General features: G+C 44.7%; 18 protein-coding genes. 10 read left to right on the forward strand and 8 right to left on the reverse strand.

Annotated features, from left to right (window positions below; all coding sequences use genetic code 11):
* The first annotated feature begins 151 nt into the window (after positions 1-151).
* The 4 genes from ABS301_RS12315 to ABS301_RS12330 are packed head-to-tail and all read left to right on the forward strand — an operon-like array spanning position 152 to position 4,672.
* Positions 152-2,290 (forward strand): hydantoinase/oxoprolinase family protein, encoded by a 2,139-nt coding sequence (locus ABS301_RS12315; RefSeq protein ID WP_349672494.1) that lies wholly within the window; start codon positions 152-154, stop codon positions 2,288-2,290.
* Between the two features lie 5 nt (positions 2,291-2,295).
* Complete coding sequence (locus ABS301_RS12320) at positions 2,296-3,108, forward strand: hypothetical protein (protein ID WP_349672495.1); 813 nt, start codon at positions 2,296-2,298, stop codon at positions 3,106-3,108.
* Between the two features lie 26 nt (positions 3,109-3,134).
* Positions 3,135-4,184 (forward strand): 3-dehydro-L-gulonate 2-dehydrogenase, encoded by a 1,050-nt coding sequence (gene yiaK, locus ABS301_RS12325; protein WP_349672496.1) that lies wholly within the window; start codon positions 3,135-3,137, stop codon positions 4,182-4,184.
* Between the two features lie 35 nt (positions 4,185-4,219).
* A complete protein-coding gene (locus ABS301_RS12330) occupies positions 4,220-4,672 on the forward strand; it encodes a NanQ anomerase/TabA/YiaL family protein (RefSeq protein ID WP_349672497.1) in 453 nt (150 codons plus the stop codon).
* A gap of 12 nt (positions 4,673-4,684) precedes the next feature.
* Here the strand turns inward: ABS301_RS12330 and ABS301_RS12335 are convergent, their stop codons facing one another.
* Positions 4,685-5,332, reverse strand: coding sequence for a GntR family transcriptional regulator (locus tag ABS301_RS12335; protein WP_349672498.1), 648 nt, complete (start codon positions 5,330-5,332; stop codon positions 4,685-4,687).
* 144 nt (positions 5,333-5,476) lie between these two features.
* Between ABS301_RS12335 and ABS301_RS12340 the strand changes: the two genes are divergently transcribed.
* Genes ABS301_RS12340 through ABS301_RS12360 form a run of 5 tightly spaced genes read left to right on the forward strand, consistent with a single transcriptional unit; the run spans position 5,477 to position 9,212 of the window.
* Positions 5,477-6,166, forward strand: a complete 690-nt coding sequence (locus ABS301_RS12340; RefSeq protein WP_104433620.1) for a cyclase family protein — start codon at positions 5,477-5,479, stop codon at positions 6,164-6,166.
* 16 nt (positions 6,167-6,182) lie between these two features.
* The gene (locus tag ABS301_RS12345; RefSeq protein ID WP_349672499.1) at positions 6,183-7,097 is read left to right on the forward strand and encodes a ketopantoate reductase family protein; all 915 of its coding nucleotides are present in this window, start codon (positions 6,183-6,185) and stop codon (positions 7,095-7,097) included.
* Positions 7,098-7,139: 42 nt separating this feature from the next.
* Positions 7,140-7,271: a hypothetical protein gene (locus tag ABS301_RS12350; RefSeq protein WP_349672500.1), complete on the forward strand. Its 132-nt coding sequence runs from the start codon at positions 7,140-7,142 to the stop codon at positions 7,269-7,271.
* Positions 7,272-7,292: 21 nt separating this feature from the next.
* Positions 7,293-8,168, forward strand: a complete 876-nt coding sequence (locus tag ABS301_RS12355; protein ID WP_349672501.1) for a dihydrodipicolinate synthase family protein — start codon at positions 7,293-7,295, stop codon at positions 8,166-8,168.
* 21 nt (positions 8,169-8,189) lie between these two features.
* Positions 8,190-9,212: a zinc-binding alcohol dehydrogenase family protein gene (locus ABS301_RS12360; RefSeq protein WP_349672502.1), complete on the forward strand. Its 1,023-nt coding sequence runs from the start codon at positions 8,190-8,192 to the stop codon at positions 9,210-9,212.
* Positions 9,213-9,253: 41 nt separating this feature from the next.
* On the opposite strand, the gene ABS301_RS12365 is transcribed toward ABS301_RS12360, so the two are convergent.
* From ABS301_RS12365 to ABS301_RS12380, 4 genes are read right to left on the reverse strand one after another with little or no spacing between them, the layout of a single operon-like run.
* Positions 9,254-10,081 carry a M28 family peptidase gene (locus tag ABS301_RS12365; RefSeq protein ID WP_349672503.1) on the reverse strand — a complete coding sequence of 276 codons (828 nt, stop codon included), beginning with the start codon at positions 10,079-10,081 and terminating at the stop codon, positions 9,254-9,256.
* A gap of 13 nt (positions 10,082-10,094) precedes the next feature.
* On the reverse strand, positions 10,095-10,610 hold the full coding sequence (locus ABS301_RS12370; protein WP_349672504.1) for a NanQ anomerase/TabA/YiaL family protein: 516 nt from the start codon (positions 10,608-10,610) through the stop codon (positions 10,095-10,097).
* A 44-nt stretch (positions 10,611-10,654) separates the two neighbouring features.
* Positions 10,655-11,437 (reverse strand): SDR family NAD(P)-dependent oxidoreductase, encoded by a 783-nt coding sequence (locus ABS301_RS12375; RefSeq protein WP_349672505.1) that lies wholly within the window; start codon positions 11,435-11,437, stop codon positions 10,655-10,657.
* Positions 11,430-12,227 carry a GntR family transcriptional regulator gene (locus ABS301_RS12380; protein WP_349672506.1) on the reverse strand — a complete coding sequence of 266 codons (798 nt, stop codon included), beginning with the start codon at positions 12,225-12,227 and terminating at the stop codon, positions 11,430-11,432. Before ABS301_RS12380 ends, ABS301_RS12375 begins: the two co-directional genes overlap by 8 nt.
* Positions 12,228-12,444: 217 nt before the next feature.
* Here ABS301_RS12380 and ABS301_RS12385 point away from each other — a divergent pair, with 217 nt between their 5' ends.
* A complete protein-coding gene (locus tag ABS301_RS12385) occupies positions 12,445-13,047 on the forward strand; it encodes a hypothetical protein (RefSeq protein WP_349672507.1) in 603 nt (200 codons plus the stop codon).
* A 135-nt stretch (positions 13,048-13,182) separates the two neighbouring features.
* On the opposite strand, the gene ABS301_RS12390 is transcribed toward ABS301_RS12385, so the two are convergent.
* The 3 genes from ABS301_RS12390 to ABS301_RS12400 form a co-directional block, all read right to left on the reverse strand.
* A complete protein-coding gene (locus ABS301_RS12390) occupies positions 13,183-14,244 on the reverse strand; it encodes a BMP family protein (RefSeq protein WP_349672508.1) in 1,062 nt (353 codons plus the stop codon).
* A gap of 61 nt (positions 14,245-14,305) precedes the next feature.
* A complete protein-coding gene (locus tag ABS301_RS12395) occupies positions 14,306-15,247 on the reverse strand; it encodes an ABC transporter permease (protein ID WP_349672509.1) in 942 nt (313 codons plus the stop codon).
* Positions 15,247-16,308 carry an ABC transporter permease gene (locus ABS301_RS12400; RefSeq protein ID WP_349672510.1) on the reverse strand — a complete coding sequence of 354 codons (1,062 nt, stop codon included), beginning with the start codon at positions 16,306-16,308 and terminating at the stop codon, positions 15,247-15,249. Before ABS301_RS12400 ends, ABS301_RS12395 begins: the two co-directional genes overlap by 1 nt.
* Position 16,309 lies beyond the last annotated feature (1 nt).

Consider the following 16,309-nt stretch of genomic DNA (forward strand, 5'->3'; position numbering starts at 1 on the left):
GAGACAAACTCTCAAAACCCAAAAGATAACCCCTGTCCGGGCGCGCCCCCTGCGCACCCGGACGCTTTTCAACAAAATGTAATTGAGGAGCAGTACATGAAAATCTTGTTTGTAAAATTTGATTTATTTATCTGGAAAGGAATGGAATACAATGGCAGAGCGTGAACACAGAGCAGTCCGAATGGGCATTGACGTAGGCGGAACATATACCAAATGCGTAGCCATGGACAATGAAACCCATGAAATTATCGGGAAAAATGAAGTGAAGACCACACATGATGACAAAGATGGCGTTGCTGCCGGTGTTGTACAGAGTTTTAGAAACTGTATGCGGGAAAGTAATATTTCACCGGAAGATGTAGTTTTCGTAGCCCATTCAACCACTCAGGCGACCAATGCATTTATCGAAGGCGACGTTGCTACGGTCGGTGTAGTAGGCGTTGCCGGAGGCGGTCTGGAAGGTTTTCTGGCAAAACGTCAGCTGGCGCTGAAAGATATTGTGCTGGATGAAAAAGTAGGACGTATGATTAAGGTTTACAATACGTTTATTAAGAAAAAAATGCTGACTGAAGATGTCATTAATCAGAATATCAGCGAACTCCTGGACCAGGGAGCAAAGGTAGTGGTGGCTTCCATGGCATTTGGTGTAGACAGCATGGATGAGGAACTTCTTATCCACGACTGCGCAAAGAAGAAAAATGTGCCGGTAACAATGGCTTCTGATATTACAAAACTGTATGGTCTGACCCGCCGTACCCGTACGGCTGCAATTAATGCTTCCATACTTCCAAAGATGATGTCCACTGCGAATGCAACAGAAAGTTCGGTTCGTGCAGCAGGAATTACTGTTCCGTTAATGATCATGAGAGGTGACGGAGGTGTTATGGAAATTAGTGAGATGCGGAAGCGTCCCATTCTTACTGCTCTTTCAGGTCCGGCTGCTTCTGTTATGGGATCTTTAATGTATCTTCGTGCTTCCAATGCCATCTACTTTGAGGTAGGAGGAACTACTACCAATATCGGTGTTATTAAAAATGGCCGTCCAGGCGTGGATTATGCTAAAATCGGTGGTCATGATACCTTTATTAACTCTCTTGACGTAAGAATTTTAGGCTGTGCAGGCGGATCCATGGTTCGTATCGGTGATAAAGCTGTGGTTGACGTAGGTCCCCGTTCTGCTCATATTGCAGGCTGCGAGTATGCATGCTTTTTACCGGAAGAAGAAATTGAAGATCCCCAGATTGAACTGGTAAGTCCAAAGCCGGGAGATCCTGCTGACTATGTAACCCTTCGTTTAAAGAATGGAAAGAAAATCTGTTTTACAAACACAGATGCAGCCAATGTTCTTGGATTAATTGACGAGAAGTATTTTGCACACGGCAATGCGGCATCTGCCCGCAAGGCAATGAAGCCGGTGGCAGATAAACTTGGCATTACAGTGGAAGAACTTGCTACTCAGATTCTTGATAAGGATTACGAAAAGGTAAGTGCCTGTATCAACGCTCTGGCAGATAAATATAAGCTGGATCATGACAGCATGAGACTGGTTGGCTGCGGAGGCGGAGCTGCTTCCTTAGTACCTTACTGCGCAGAAAAGATGGGACTTCAGTTCAGCATTCCAGAGAATGCGGAAGTAATTTCCTCCATTGGTGTAGCGTTATCCATGGTTCGTGATGTGGTAGAGCGTGTGATTCCAAATCCAAGCCAGGAAGACATCAGAGATTTAAAGAAAGAAGCGGCAGACCTTGCAGTTAGTTCCGGTGCTTCTCCAGATACAGTGGAAATCCACATTGAAATTGATAATCAGACCGGTAAGGTTACCGCCATTGCTACCGGTTCCACAGAAGTTAAGACAACCGATCTGTTAAAAGAATGCGATGAACCAGAAGCGCGAAAACTGGCAGAAGAAGATTTTGGTCCAAAAGTTTCCGATATCAGACTGGCGGATAAGACCGATAAATTCTTTGTATACCAGGGCAGCAGAGAAGGAAAATCACCCCTTAGGATCGTGGATAAGAAAGGTTTTATCAAGGTACAGTGTTCTGATGGAGTTGTTGAGAAATGCCATATTAAGAATTATGAGGAAACCGTTGAAAAAATCTGGAATGAAAATGCAGTCTTTAAAACAGATACCGTACTGCGCCCGGACTTTTATGTCTGCGTAGGACCAAGAGTCAGTGATTACAGCGCTGTGGATTTAGAACAGGTCATGCTGTTAATGAGTCTGGATCTGGGTGATCGGGAGCCGGAAGAGGAAGTCCTGATTATCGCATCCGTTAGAGAAAGTTAAAAATTATGACAAAAGAAGAATTCAGGGAAGCCTTAAAACCCATTGGGGCGGGGCTTTTAGGCAGACCAAGCCAGCAAAGATATGAGCGCCCCCATTTTCCAATCCGCCCCATCGGGGTCATGCTTTCTGACCTTGCAGAGATAGAACCATGGGAATGGTATGGCTATGCATTTTCCAGAGAGCCCCTGAACGGAAAATTTAATGATGATCAGCGCAGGGAATGGATGGAAAAGAGCCTTGCATGCGGAAAAGAGTATGCCGGTATTGTATGCAGAGAATATGGAACCCAGGATCCCAGGGAACTGGCAAAAGCCATGGGAATGAACGTTTCTTATCCGGAATTTCCGGAAAAGACGGACCGTGTGCTGTTTGCGGAATTCCGGGTGCCTGACAAGATCTGTATTTATATGGATGCGGTCAACAAAGCTGCCAGACTGTTTTTGAAACCGGAGGTAACTCAGGTTCTGACAGAAGGGCTTGATGTAAGCAGACTTTTATTGGCCCATGAACTCTTTCATTTTGTAGAAGAACGATATAAGCGTGAGATTTTTACTAAAACGGAGAAGATAAGACTCTGGTCTCTGGGATTCATTCATAACGATTCTAATGTAATTGCTTTTAGTGAAATTGCAGCAATGGGATTTGCCCAGGAAATTATGAAGATCAGTTATTCTCCCTATCTGATGGATGTGTTTCTGGTTTACGGCTATTCTCCGGAAGAGGCAAGCGGATTGTATGAAGAGATGATGCAGTCTGCAAAGAGAGAACCCAGACCAGCCCCACAGGAACCGTCAGTAGGTGAAGAAACGACAGTATAAAAAAAGGCAGTAGAAAAGGAGAAGATATGAGTATAAAAGTTCCTTATGAAAAAGTAAAAGAAACCGTAGAGAAGGCGCTGCTGCAGGCAGGACTTTCCAAAGAAAAGGCGGAAATCTGTGCAAAAATCCACGCGCAGTCCAGTGCGGACGGTGTGGAAAGTCATGGTTTAAACCGTGTTCCACGTTTTGTGGAGTATGTATCAGGCGGTCTGGTAGATCCGGAAGGTGAGCCGGAATTAATCGGTGGTAAGGGTGCAGTAGAAAATTATGACGGACATCTGGGAATCGGCATCACCAATGCTCTTTTCTGTGCAGACCGCGCCATGGAGCTTGCAAAAGAACACGGAATCGGCTGTGTTGCATTAAAGAATACCACTCACTGGATGCGTGGCGGCACTTATGCATGGAGAATGGCAGAAGCAGGATTTATGGGAATGAGCTGGATTAATACGGAGAGCTGTATGCCGCTTTGGGGAAGTGATGAACCGAGCGTAGGAAATAATCCGTTCTGCATCGCTATTCCAAGAGAAGATGGTCCGATTGTTCTTGATATGGCAATGAGCCAGTATGCGTATGGAAAACTTGGAGTATACCGCCTTGCAGGCAAAAAGCTGCCTTTCCCCGGCGGATTTGATAAAGAAGGCAATTTAACCGATGATCCAGGTGCAATTGAGGAAAGCAGGCGTATTCTTCCTACCGGTTACTGGAAGGGAAGCTCCATGGCCATCGCACTGGATCTGGCGGCTGCTCTTATGGCTAACGGAAAAAGCGGTCTGAACCTGGATGAAGAAGGAAGAGGAAGCTGTACCGGCTGCTGTCAGATCTTCATTGCCTATGATCCTTATCTGTTCGGCACCAGGGAAGAAATTCAGGAAATGTTAAACAAGAGAGTAGCAGCTGCAGATGCCAGCCATCCGGAAAAAGAGGGCGGCAAAGTTACCTGTCCAGGCGAGCGTACCATAGAAACAAGAAAGCAAAGTATGGAAAACGGAGTCAATGTGGATGAACTGATCTGGAATCAGATTGTCGCCATCTCTGAGGGAAACTTAGATACAAAAGATATTGCAAGCAAATAAAACACGGCCCAGTTAGGCGAAAAGAGGAGAAGATTATGCAGTTTTCTAATATCACAGTTGCAGAGAAATATAATTATCTGGAAGAAAAATTTACAAAGGCCTATGAATGGCTGAGAACCACGGATATCGCATCCCTTCAGCCGGGAAGCTATATAGTTGCTGGTGACCAGGTTGTGGCAAATGTTCAGGAGTACACCACAATTTCTCCAGATGAGGCTTCATTTGAAACTCACGAAAAGTTCTTCGATATCCAGTACGTAGTTTCCGGCAGGGAGCAGTTTGGTATCTGCAAACGGGAAGGACTCACTGTAAAGGAACGCCGGGAAGAGAACGACTTAATCTTTTATGAAGAACCGGGACTGAGCGGCAGTGTACTTCTGGAAGAGGGAGACTTAATCATCGTTGCACCTGAGGATGCGCATAAGCCCCGCTGCGTGGCAGGAGTACCCTGCCAGGTCAAAAAAGTAGTAGTAAAGGTGGCTCTGTAGCAGCTGGCTTAATCAGATTAAATTCATGTCAAGAGGCATCATTAAATGAGCAATCAGAACCTGATAAGCCTGATCGGTATTTCCGTCCTTTAATTGCTGATAAAAATTTTCGTGCTCCTCTAACGTGGCCTGTGTCCGTCCTGTAACAGTAAGGGCATTGGCTGTGGTCAGATGGATCATATAAAGGAGGCGCTGGAATAAGTGGTCAAATTCACTGTTCCTGGCGAAATGGACCAGAAGCATATGAAATTTATGGTCCTCCTCCGTAAATGAGGCTGGGAAGTTGTCTGAAGTCAGTGCGGCCTTTTGTCTCTTAAGAGATTCTTCCATATCCTTAAGAAGAGTTGTAAACCGCCCGTCTCCTCTTAAAGAAGCAGCGAGATGAACGCAGAAACCTTCAATGGCACAGCGGACTTCGATGGATTCACGCATGGTTTCTTTATCAAGACGGCGAATCTTAAATCCCCGGCTGGGAATGATGGTGATGTAGCCATCCTGGGAAAGGCACTGGAGAGCTTCCCGAAGGGGAGTCCGTGAAATTCCAAGTTCTTTTGCAAGTCTGGTCTCTGAATATAAGAGATCGGAGTCCAGTGATTTGGATAAAATCTGTTCTTTGATGGTATTATAAGCCTGTGACTGCAGGGAACCGCTATCGTACATGAAAAACTCCTTTCATGGGTTTTAGCCTATCATACCCTAGAAAATTTCACAAGTCAACAAAAAATGATTGACCGGTATACCGGTATACAGGTATAATAGTAGCAGTAAGAAAAATAATATTTTATCTCGCAGGAGGAAAATCAAATGAGCGTATCACAATTAGGAAATGGTTTAAGAGTAATCGATTTAACAAAGCAGCTGGATCCGGCTACCGAATCAAGACGGTGCCATTTATTCCGTTTTAACACAGGCGGCCCAATTCCGGATTTTCATACCATCATGGATTTAACCAGCCATTTAGGAACCCATGTAGAATGTCCGTATCATCACAATGATAACTGGACTGATGTTCAGGGCCTTCCAATCAGCACATTTATGGGACGTGCTATTTACGTAAGTATTACCCACATGGAGCCCAACGGGAAAATTAAGGCAGAAGATTTAGAGAAAGCCTGCGGCGACCGCATTAAAGAAGGCGATATCGTTATTTTGGATTCCCAGTATAAGCTGCCTCCATTTACTCCAGCTTCCAACACAGAGGAAGATAAGAGACTTTTTATCTGCCGTGAAACAGCTGAGTGGCTGAAAGAGAAGAAAGTGAAATGTGTGGGATTCGGCGACGGTGTTTCCATCGAAAGCAACAACACCGATGTTTCTGCATTCCATGATGTTTTAATGGAAGTTGATGTAGTGTTCTTAGAAGTGCTTAAGAATTTAGAGGAGCTGACAACGGACACCTTCTTCATGTCCTATACACCAATCCCGATCAAAGGTCTTGATTCCTGCCCGATTCGTGCTTATGCCATTGAGGGTATTGCAGAGTTTTCCAGATAACGGAAGGTGAATGGATATGAAAATTGCAGTAATCGGGGCTGGAGCCATGGGTTCCATCTATGGCGGTCATTTGTCCCAAAAGCATGAAGTTTATCTGATCGATACTTCCCCTGCCATCGTAGAACATATCCAGAAGGAAGGAATCAGACTTCAGGAGAATGGGGAAGAAAACGTATACCAGCCCAATGCAGTTACTTCTGCAGAAGGCCTTCCAGTCATGGATCTGGTACTTCTTTTCGTGAAATCTCTGTACTCCAGGGATGCACTTGTATCAGGTAAGAACCTGATCGGAAAAGATACCTATTTAATGACACTGCAAAATGGCTCCGGTCATGAAGACATTCTGGAAGAATTTGCTCCTACGGATCACATTATTATTGGCACAACAGAAGATAACGGAGCAGTTCTGGGTCCTGGATTTATCAGGAGAGGCGGAACCGGGAATACCAATGTGGGAATGCTCACAGAAGATAGTCATGGATTTCTGCCCAGGTTGAAAGAGGAATTTGAATGCTCCGGTTTTTCCGTGAAGATTCATTCCAATATCCAGCAGCTGATCTGGAATAAACTGTTTACCAATGTTTCCTTAAGTGCAGTTACTGGTATTTTACAGGTAGACATGGGATACATTGCTGCCAATGAACATGCCTGGAATATGACAGTCCGACTGATCCGCGAAGCGGTGGCTGTGGCTCATGGTCTGGGACTGGAAGCAGATGCAGAGGAAATAATAGAAAAAGTAAAAAAGACATCAGAAATGTCACCAAATGGATGTACCTCAATTCGTGCTGATATACAGAATGGACGGAAAACTGAGGTGGATATGATCAGCGGTTCCGTTGTAAGAGCAGCTGGTAAATGCGGGATACCTGTTCCGACCCACGAGTTTGTAGTGGAAATGGTACATGCTTTGGAAGGAAAACAGCGGTAATTTGCTCAAGAGAAGGGAGGGTGTCCCAAAGAGTCAGTGTGAATGAATACAGCAATATCAGGTATCTGGAATAATTCCGGTACAGGAGTGATTGTATCCTGCTATCTGCTTTTTGAGACACCCGTTTTTTATTTCATTCCGGCATCAGACCGGGACAATATGGGGTTCATTTAAATGTCAGGGGGACATACTAACATGAAAAAATTAATTGTTGCTTCAATAACACCATTTGACAGACAGGGTAAAATCAACGAAACTTCAGCCAGACAGCTTTGGGAAAGAAACCTTACAGAAGGTGCAGACGGCTTCTTTATCGGAGGAAGCTCCGGTGAGTGCTTTCTGTTAACCAGTAAAGAGCGGATCCGTTCGTTTGAACTGGCATCGGAGTTAAAAGACCGATGCGATCTCTATGCACATGTAGGTGCCATCAGCACTGAGGAAGCCATTTTTTACGCAAAGAAAGCAAAGGAACTTGGAATTCGCGGCATTGCGGCAACACCGCCTTTGTATTTTGGATTTTCGGAGAAGGAAATTGCAGGATACTATTACGATATTGCCCAGGCAGTGGGGGAATCCGTCCTCTACTATAATATCCCATCAAGCACTCACAGGGAGCTGGATCTAAATAATCCGGAGACCAGAGAACTTATAAAATCCGGAGCAATTGGAGCAATCAAGCACACCAATTTAAATCTTCTACAGATGGAACGGATCAAAAACATAAATTCCGATATCATCTGTTACGGAGGTTTTGAAAGCTCCATGGTGGCATTTCTTGCGTTTGGCTGTGATGGATTTATTGGAAGCAGCTTCAACTTCATGCTGCCCCAGTTCAAACGGATCATGGAATTGTACCTGGAAGGAAAAGAGGAAGAAGCCAGAGCTCTTCAGACCAAATCCAACAACATTTTGGATGTGCTTTTGAAAAACGGCCTCTGTGCAAACTTAAAGTACATCGTATCCAATCAGGGAATACCAGCCGGTGAAGTAAGAAAGCCCATGCTGCCATTAACAGAAAGCCGGAAAGAGGAAATGGATGAGATTCTTTCCAAATATCTGGAGGTACGCTAAGACATAAAGGAGATGAATCATATGAAAGCGGTACAGATTGTAAAACCGGGAGAATTAAAGGTAATTGAGATAGAAAAACCTGTTCTTGATGAAGAAAACAATGTGATTGTAAAAATGACAGCTGCCGGAATCTGCGGCTCAGATGTTGGTATCTACCACGGAACCAACGCAGCAGCAACCTATCCAAGAATTATCGGACATGAGATGGTGGGCGTAGTGGCAGAGACCGGCGCCTCTGCTCAGAAATTAAAAGTGGGTGACCGTGTAATTGTTAACCAGGTTACCAGCTGCGGACACTGCTATCCATGCAGTAAGGGAAGAGGCAATGTCTGTGATCATTTAAAGGTAAGGGGCGTTCATATTGACGGAGGCTATCGTGAGTTTATCGCGGTGCCGGAAGCTGACTGCTATATTCTGCCTGATTCCATATCAGATCGGGATGCGGTTATGATTGAGCCAACCACCATTGCCATACAGTCCTGTACCAGAGCAGAACTGGAAAAAGACGATATGCTTCTCATTTACGGTTCCGGTGCTCTTGGAAGCTCTATTTTAAAGATTGCCAGACAAATCTGTGATCACATTATTGTAGCTGATATTCAGGATGATAAGCTTGAGACTGCGAAAGCAAATGGAGCAGAGCACACGATTAATGTATTAAATGAGGATCTTGTGGAGAAAGTAAAAGAATACACCCATATGCATGGAGCCACTGTATCCATCGATGCTGTCTGCAACAAGGATTCGCTGATCCGCCTTTTAAATGCAACCGGAAACGCCGGAAAAGTTATCACCATGGGATTTTCCACTGCGCCCACAGAGATCAATCAGTTTGCCATAACAGCCAAGGAGCTAGATGTGAGAGGCTCCAGACTTCAGAATAAAATGTTTGGAAAAGCTATTAATATGATTCATGAGGGAAAACTGGATTTAACCGGTTCTGTTTCCCACACATTCCCGCTTACTAAGGCTCAGGAGGCCTTTGATTTTGTGGATAGTCATGATCCATCGATCCGCAAGATTATTCTTACATTTGATTTTTAAAACCCCACTCTCTCTCTAAAAGAAAAGGTTCCTTCTGCTGATTAAAACAGAAGGAACCTTTTCTTTTTATCAAAAGACTTATGAAGTGCATCGGTCAAATAATCGTATATCCGATTCATGGCTGCTAATTCAACCCATTCCGGAGTATCCCGGTATCCGCCATGCATGGTAGTGGAAATCTCCATCTGATCCAGAATCATATGAAATTCCGGGGGTCTTCCTAATAAACCGCTTCCCATTTTGGAAAGAGCGTTTAGATACTGGATATCCCATCTTGGTACGCTGGCAATACTGATTGCAGGAGTCCGGCTGCCGGAAAAGGAGGCTTCATCACTTCCCGGAAGATATTTTACAAGCACACCGTTATGGTCTGCCAGAACTTCTTTTCTGCAAAATGCTTCCACTCCCGGCTTTCTCTCATATCCCCGGCTGTTAACTGCAATGGTATCCCCATAACCGCACACATCCAGATTAATAATTCCCGTTATCTCCTGATGATTCATGGAAGCAGCAAAGAGCCGGCTCCCGGTATTACCGGTTTCTTCCCCATCAAAAAATGCAAATCGGGCAGGAAAATTCTCTTCTTTCAGTTTTCCCGCCAGAGCGATGAGAATGCACAAAGCAGCAGCATTATCATTGGCGCCAAAGCTGCCGGGCACTGCATCATAATGAGCACAAAAAAGAGGACCGGGTTCCCTGTTCCATGGTGCCAGAATATAGTTATAAATCCCTCTTGGAGCTTTTTGGGAAGGCGGTTCCTCCTGAAGATCGAAATCCAGATGCTCCTTTACAAGAACTTCTCTGAGCGCATTGCGTCTCTGATCCGGATCTTTCAAAGAAAGCGCCTCCAGATAATGGTTTAATTCCATATTTGGTGACCTCCTAACGGGTGCTGTCCGGCAGGCAGCTATCTAACGGTACCTTAATTACAATCTTTCTGATGGGAGATTGGGTATCACCTGATTGAATTGCAGGAATATGCACATCCCAGGGAAAATAAATGGCAAAGGTTCCTGGTATCATATGAATCCGCCCTTCCGCAGCAGCGGGATCATTTTTATAAAAAAGAATATCTCTTGGAGTATCAAGAAGATCCTCTTCAACCTGACCGTTGCCGTCATCTGTATAAAAGCCGGCTTCTTCCGGACCGCCCCAGGCCAGAAACTGTACATCGATATTCTTTCTGTGAATCTCAGGACGAAGTCCGCTCCGGTCACCGGTCTTTAAATCAAGTACCTGAAGAATTACCGGGACACCATCTAAATCAATGGAAAACACCCCTGGTTCATGGGCTGCCATATCATGCTCAGTCAGATAACGGATGGCGCAGCTAAGAGGAGCGGGCAGAATAGCAAGCTGTTTTTTTAACATGGAACTATAGATATTTCCGAAAATCATAATCGATTCCTCCGTCAATTCTTATATTCTGATTCATGTGATCCTTACTGCATTGCGGTTAAACCGCCGTCTACACCAAGAATCTGTCCAGTTACAAAGGAAGAGGCGTCGCTGCATAAAAATACCGCAGCTGCCGCAATATCTTCTTCCTGACCAATACGCCCCAAAGGAATCCGTTTCGTTAACTTCTGGTAAAACTCAGGATCATCCAGCTGAAACGCGTTAATGGGGGTCCGGACAAAGGTTGGGGCAATGGCGTTACATGTGACTCCGTATTTGCCCCATTCACAGGCAAGCTGTTTGGTATACATATTCACTGCCCCTTTGCTGGTACAGTAAGCCAGATAATCCTGTCCGGTTCCAATGAGGCCTTTTACCGATGACAGGTTTAAAATCCGCCCGTATCCAGCTGGGATCATGAAACGTTTTCCCACAGCCCGGGTGACTGTATGAATTCCAAGCACATTTAAATCCATAACCTGTGCAAACACTTCTTCTTCGTAATCTTCGGCTGGAATCAGCCGGTTCATACCCGCGCTGTTCACTAAGATATCAAGACTGCCGAATTCGCGGCTAATCTCGTCCATCATCTCTTCTACTTTATTGCGATCTGTAATATCACAGCCCAGAGCCAGAAGCCGTCTGCCTTCCCTGTCTGCTGTTTCTCTTAAAAAACCTGCCTTTTCCGGATGCCCTCCGCAGACGGCAACGTCGGCTCCGCTTTCAAGAAATGCTTTTGCAATGGAACTTCCAAGCCCGCCTGTGCCGCCGGCAATCAGAGCCTTTTTTCCAGTCAGGGCAAATCTGGTTTGTATCCAATCATTCATCGTAGCTGATTCCTTTCTGATAGTAGGAAGCCGCCGCATCATAACCCGGCTGGCTTTCAAGAAAATAATCCGGATAACACTCCTGCAAAGGTGGGATCAGAAGCTGTATCCGGGATAAATGATGGCGGTAGATGGTGCATGCGCGATCGGTGTTTCTTGCAGCCAGTGCATCGGTAAGAGACGTAAGATCCTTTATAAAATCTTCTGTAACCGATGAATCCGACGCAGCCAGATATAAAAGTCTCTGAAGATCCATACCGGCTTTCTGCACAGCCTCCCATATATGATTCATCTTTCCTCCCAGTTCATAAAGAAGATGGTAATAATCAGTAATTAACCGGACAGAATGGGATAAATCTCCCTGAGTTAAATAGTCCTCCAGCTCTCGCAAATGGTGATAGAGGATATCAAACTGAGCGCCCTTAACATTCCGGATAAAGATATTCTGGATCATGGCTGTTCCAAGCTGCTTATGAATCCATAAGGTCTGCTCGATCCGTGCAGTATCGATCTTTGAAACAAATGCACCTTTCTGAGGAATAATATCGATCAGATTCTTTCGGGAAAGCTTGTACAGAGTATCGTGGACAGGCGTTCGGCTGATGTTTAACGCATCTGCCAGTTCTACTTCATTCATCTTTCTTCCGGGAGGAAGATGGAGATTTAAAATAAAATGCCGAATGATCCGGTACGCATACTGTCTGGCATCTTCCGTATGCCTTCTGGGCGGTAATTTTTGAAACGGTATGAGTGACATGTAAAACTCCGTTCTGCCGTATTGAGACGGCATATTTCTTCCTATATTATAGCATGAATTTTGTTATTTGGTAAACCCTTATGATAAAATCATGACATTCATGGATTGAAAATAATCGTTACAAAAATCTTAATTAATAATTAAAAAATAATAGGTTGTTACCACTGGAATTTTATGCTATAATTTTACTGCTTTCGATTTTACATATAAAAGCAGGGGGATTGCCAATACCAATTGACGAGGAGAAATTATGAAAAAGAGAATTTATTCTATTTTACTGGCCTGTTTATTGATTGCAGCACTTGCAGGCTGCGGTAAAAAGGCAGAAGCCGTTGCAACAGAAACAACTGTTGCACAATCACAGGAAATTACTCAGGAAAGCAAAGCAGCTGAAGCCAGTACAGAAGCAGGCGCAGACGCTTTCGCAACATTTGAAGATCCAAACGGATTATTTACAGCCAGCTACCCGGGAACACCAAAAGAGATGAAGCAGTCAGTTTCCTCTGAAGGAACTGCAATTGATCTGTATTCTTATATGCTTGAGCAGGAAGATGCCCTTTACAATGTTATGTACAGTGCCATACCTGAGGGTGCAGCAGCAGATCCTTCCGCTATGTTAGAAGGTGCAGTTGGAAATATTCCCTATACCATTGAAGACACCAAGGATATTACCCTTGGCGAATACCAGGGTAAAGAATTAAAATACAGTGCTCCCCTGGGATCTGATACCATCGTTTTCTATCACAGAGTCTATATTGCCGGAGATCATATTTATCAGCTTCAGGCAGTGTCTGAATCAGGTGAAAGAACACCGGAAATTGACACTTTCTTTAATTCCTTTACACTGAAATAATAAGTTGTAATAACCGATTATCAGGATTCCCCAATTCTGTTCATTATGTATTGTTAGAAAGATTCCCGTTAAAAAAAGACAGGAAAATCCCCGTGAGAGAAGTATTTTCATACTTGCTTTCACGGGGATTTTTAATTACTGAATAAAGGTTCCTGCCTTAATCTGATCAACTATTTCTTTGTACTGTGTCTGAATATCCTGCGGAACTAAATTGGAAAAGGTTCCGATGCTTAAGCATCCGTTGCTTAAATCACCGTAAATGGTTTTGCCGCCAAAGGTATCTGCTTCCACATCCTTCATACAGGCTTTTAATAAAGCCGCGTTGTCGGTCACAACAGAGCAGATGATAATTTTGTGATCAGCAGAGCCTAAATCACCTGGCTGACCGATATCGTATCTGCCCTCTGATCCAGCCAGTGCTTCCCGTGCTCCGGTATCAACTGCGGAGGCATCACCAAACATTACGTCAACATCATAGGTGGAAACCATGGAGGAAGCGATTTCCTTACCCTTGGCAGTATCGCTGAAAGAGCCTGCATAAGCAGATGAGACTTTAATATCAGGATTTACTTTTTTGGCTGCCTTCTCATAGCATTCCAGCTTTGCCTTTGTGGTATCCAGCTCCATACCGCCGATAAATCCGATGTTGTCTGTCTTGCTCATGAGACCTGCCAGAGCACCTGCCATGTAACCAATCTGCTTTGCATCAGGAAGAATGGAGGTAATGTTTTCTGTTTCAACAGTACCATTTAACAAAGCAAATTTGATATCCGGATATTCTTCTGCTACCTGCTTTACTGCATCGGTATACTGATTGCCTGGTGCGAAGATCAGGTTGTAGCCCAATTCTGCGTAATCGGTCATAACCGTGGTAAAATCAGCAGTGGCCACATTGTCCGTATACACAGTTTCCCAGCCGCTGTCTTTCGCTGCATTTACCATAGCCTGATAGCAGCTTGCGCCCCAGCCTCCGTCTGAAACTGAAGAGTCAAGAACCATGGCCACTTTATAGCCGGCTGCTTTTGAAGAGTCAGCAGCCTTTGTCTCTTCTGCTTTTGTGGTTTCAGCTTTTGTTGTCTCTGCTGCAGAAGTTTCTGCCGCTTTTGTTGGTGCAGACGCGCTGCTGCATGCGGCAAGACTCATGGCAGTAAGGACTGCGGCCATAATAAGAGATGCTGTTTTCATAGTCTTTTTCATAATAAATCCTCCTTTTATGTTTGAAAAAATATATAATTGCAGGGCTGTCCTGGAATTATCATCATCGTTCTTCCCTGTAATAGGGCTGTCCGTTGGCTTTTGGACCGCTTTTTCGTATCCCGAAAAATGCAAGAACAAACAGGGTACAAAGATAGGGAATCATCTGGAGAAGCTGGTAGGGGGTGGAAGGACTTAACAGCTGGAGCCGGATCTGAAGTGCATCACAAAACCCAAAAAGCAGGCAGGCTAACAATACACCGGAAGGCATCCATCGCCCGAATATAACAGCTGAAAGAGCAATAAATCCACGGCCTGCCACAATTCCTTCGGAGTAAGTGCTGGTGTAGCAGATGGTTAAATACGCTCCGCCGATTCCCGCAAGTGCGCCGCAGATGATGCAGGCAATGTATTTTTGAAGTACAACATTGATTCCCAGTGTTTCTGCCGCTTTGGGAAATTCGCCAACGGCTTTAAAATTAAGTCCTGCTTTTGTCCTGTTAAAAAACACGGCTGTGACAGGTACCAGCAGATATGCCATGTACACCAGAGGGATATGGTTAAAAAACAAAGGTCCAAGAACCGGAATGTTACAAAGAACCGGAATGGGCATTGCTTTCATGGATACGCCCTGGATCAGTGTTGAGGTGTCGGAAAAGGAAAGGCGGTAGATAAAGGAAGCCAGTGCCGGTGCAAAAATATTAATTGCCATACCATAAACAATCTGGGGCGCACATAAACGGATGGTGCAGAATGCATAAATCATATTAATGGCAACGCCTGACAGCGCACCAGCCAGAATACCGGTTGTGGGGCTGCCGGTTTTATAACCGATTAAGAAACCAATTAATGCACCAAAGGACATGATTCCGTCAAGACCGATATTGACCAGTCCGGCCCGTTCGGAGTAGGTTTCAGCCAGTGCAACGAACAGAATGGGAGTTGCCATTCGTATGGTAGAAAGAAGCAGCTCTGTGAGAAAATTCATGTTGAAAAATGCATTCATCAGTTGGTAACCTCCTTTTTCCCCATATGGCTGTTTATGTATTGTCTGATTGCGGGAAGCTTTAACAGCGCTGTGCCAGCCACCGCAAATATAATTACCAATGCCTGAATGATATCAACCACAGCGGTAGGAATCTGCATACCGGTCTGCAAGGTACTTGCCCCTTTTCTCAGTACAGCAAAGATAAATGCAACCGCAGCAGTTCCGATGGGATTAAGCTGGGCAATCAGTGCGATTGCCACGCCATCAAAGCCGAAACCCTGGCCAAATCCCCCCATCAGTCTTAACTGTTTTCCATGAAGCTCTACGCTTCCGCCCAGCCCGGCAACCGCTCCGGATGCAATAAAGGAGAAGAGTACATACCGGTTTACGGGAAAACCATTGTAAAATGCGGCAGTTGAATTTAAGCCCACTGCTCTCAGTTTAAATCCCTTTGAGGTATAGAATAAAAAGTAATACCCTGCAAATGCCAGAAATAAAGCAATCCATACACCCCAGTGAACGGGAAAGCTTTTCGATACAACTGCCAGTTTGGTGCTGTCAGGAATTGCAAAGGTCTGGGGAACACTTCCGTCACGTAAAAGGGTAGTATAAACGTAACCCATAAAGAGAGTCGCTACGTAATTCAGCATGATGCTGACAATCATTTCATTTAAGCCTCTTGTAATCTTTAAAATTCCTGGAATTGCACCCCATACAGCTCCTGCCGCAGCGCCGATGAGAAGGCTGAGCAGGATTCCTGCAATTCCCCCGATTCCGGACTTGGTTACAAAAAAGATGCTGGCAACGGCGCCCATAACAAACTGGCCTTCGCCGCCAAGGTTAAAAACACCGCATTTATAGGAAAAAGCTGCAGTCAGTCCGGTAAAGATCAAAGGGCAGGCGATTACAAGGGTCTGAGCGATCTTTCTGCTGCTTCCAAATGCGCCGGAAAACAGAAATCCATATGCCTGAAAGGGGTTTTTACCCAGGCAGATCATAATGATCCCTCCTATGATAAATGCTACCAGAATGGATAACACGGGCACGATGACCTTCATTAAATTTTCTCTCTGCTTCATG

Source organism: Lacrimispora sp. (assembly GCF_031982545.1).
Lineage (GTDB): Bacteria > Bacillota > Clostridia > Lachnospirales > Lachnospiraceae > Lacrimispora.

Excerpts from the sequence above, each read along its gene's own strand:
- ABS301_RS12315 (WP_349672494.1), top strand. The coding sequence starts at position 152 with ATGGCAGAGCGTGAACACAGAGCAGTCCGAATGGGCATTGACGTAGGC.
- ABS301_RS12320 (WP_349672495.1), top strand. The coding sequence starts at position 2,296 with ATGACAAAAGAAGAATTCAGGGAAGCCTTAAAACCCATTGGGGCGGGG.
- yiaK (WP_349672496.1), top strand. The coding sequence starts at position 3,135 with ATGAGTATAAAAGTTCCTTATGAAAAAGTAAAAGAAACCGTAGAGAAG.
- ABS301_RS12330 (WP_349672497.1), top strand. The coding sequence starts at position 4,220 with ATGCAGTTTTCTAATATCACAGTTGCAGAGAAATATAATTATCTGGAA.
- ABS301_RS12335 (WP_349672498.1), bottom strand. The coding sequence starts at position 5,332 with ATGTACGATAGCGGTTCCCTGCAGTCACAGGCTTATAATACCATCAAA.
- ABS301_RS12340 (WP_104433620.1), top strand. The coding sequence starts at position 5,477 with ATGAGCGTATCACAATTAGGAAATGGTTTAAGAGTAATCGATTTAACA.
- ABS301_RS12345 (WP_349672499.1), top strand. The coding sequence starts at position 6,183 with ATGAAAATTGCAGTAATCGGGGCTGGAGCCATGGGTTCCATCTATGGC.
- ABS301_RS12350 (WP_349672500.1), top strand. The coding sequence starts at position 7,140 with ATGAATACAGCAATATCAGGTATCTGGAATAATTCCGGTACAGGAGTG.
- ABS301_RS12355 (WP_349672501.1), top strand. The coding sequence starts at position 7,293 with ATGAAAAAATTAATTGTTGCTTCAATAACACCATTTGACAGACAGGGT.
- ABS301_RS12360 (WP_349672502.1), top strand. The coding sequence starts at position 8,190 with ATGAAAGCGGTACAGATTGTAAAACCGGGAGAATTAAAGGTAATTGAG.
- ABS301_RS12365 (WP_349672503.1), bottom strand. The coding sequence starts at position 10,081 with ATGGAATTAAACCATTATCTGGAGGCGCTTTCTTTGAAAGATCCGGAT.
- ABS301_RS12370 (WP_349672504.1), bottom strand. The coding sequence starts at position 10,610 with ATGATTTTCGGAAATATCTATAGTTCCATGTTAAAAAAACAGCTTGCT.
- ABS301_RS12375 (WP_349672505.1), bottom strand. The coding sequence starts at position 11,437 with ATGAATGATTGGATACAAACCAGATTTGCCCTGACTGGAAAAAAGGCT.
- ABS301_RS12380 (WP_349672506.1), bottom strand. The coding sequence starts at position 12,227 with ATGCCGTCTCAATACGGCAGAACGGAGTTTTACATGTCACTCATACCG.
- ABS301_RS12385 (WP_349672507.1), top strand. The coding sequence starts at position 12,445 with ATGAAAAAGAGAATTTATTCTATTTTACTGGCCTGTTTATTGATTGCA.
- ABS301_RS12390 (WP_349672508.1), bottom strand. The coding sequence starts at position 14,244 with ATGAAAAAGACTATGAAAACAGCATCTCTTATTATGGCCGCAGTCCTT.
- ABS301_RS12395 (WP_349672509.1), bottom strand. The coding sequence starts at position 15,247 with ATGAATGCATTTTTCAACATGAATTTTCTCACAGAGCTGCTTCTTTCT.
- ABS301_RS12400 (WP_349672510.1), bottom strand. The coding sequence starts at position 16,308 with ATGAAGCAGAGAGAAAATTTAATGAAGGTCATCGTGCCCGTGTTATCC.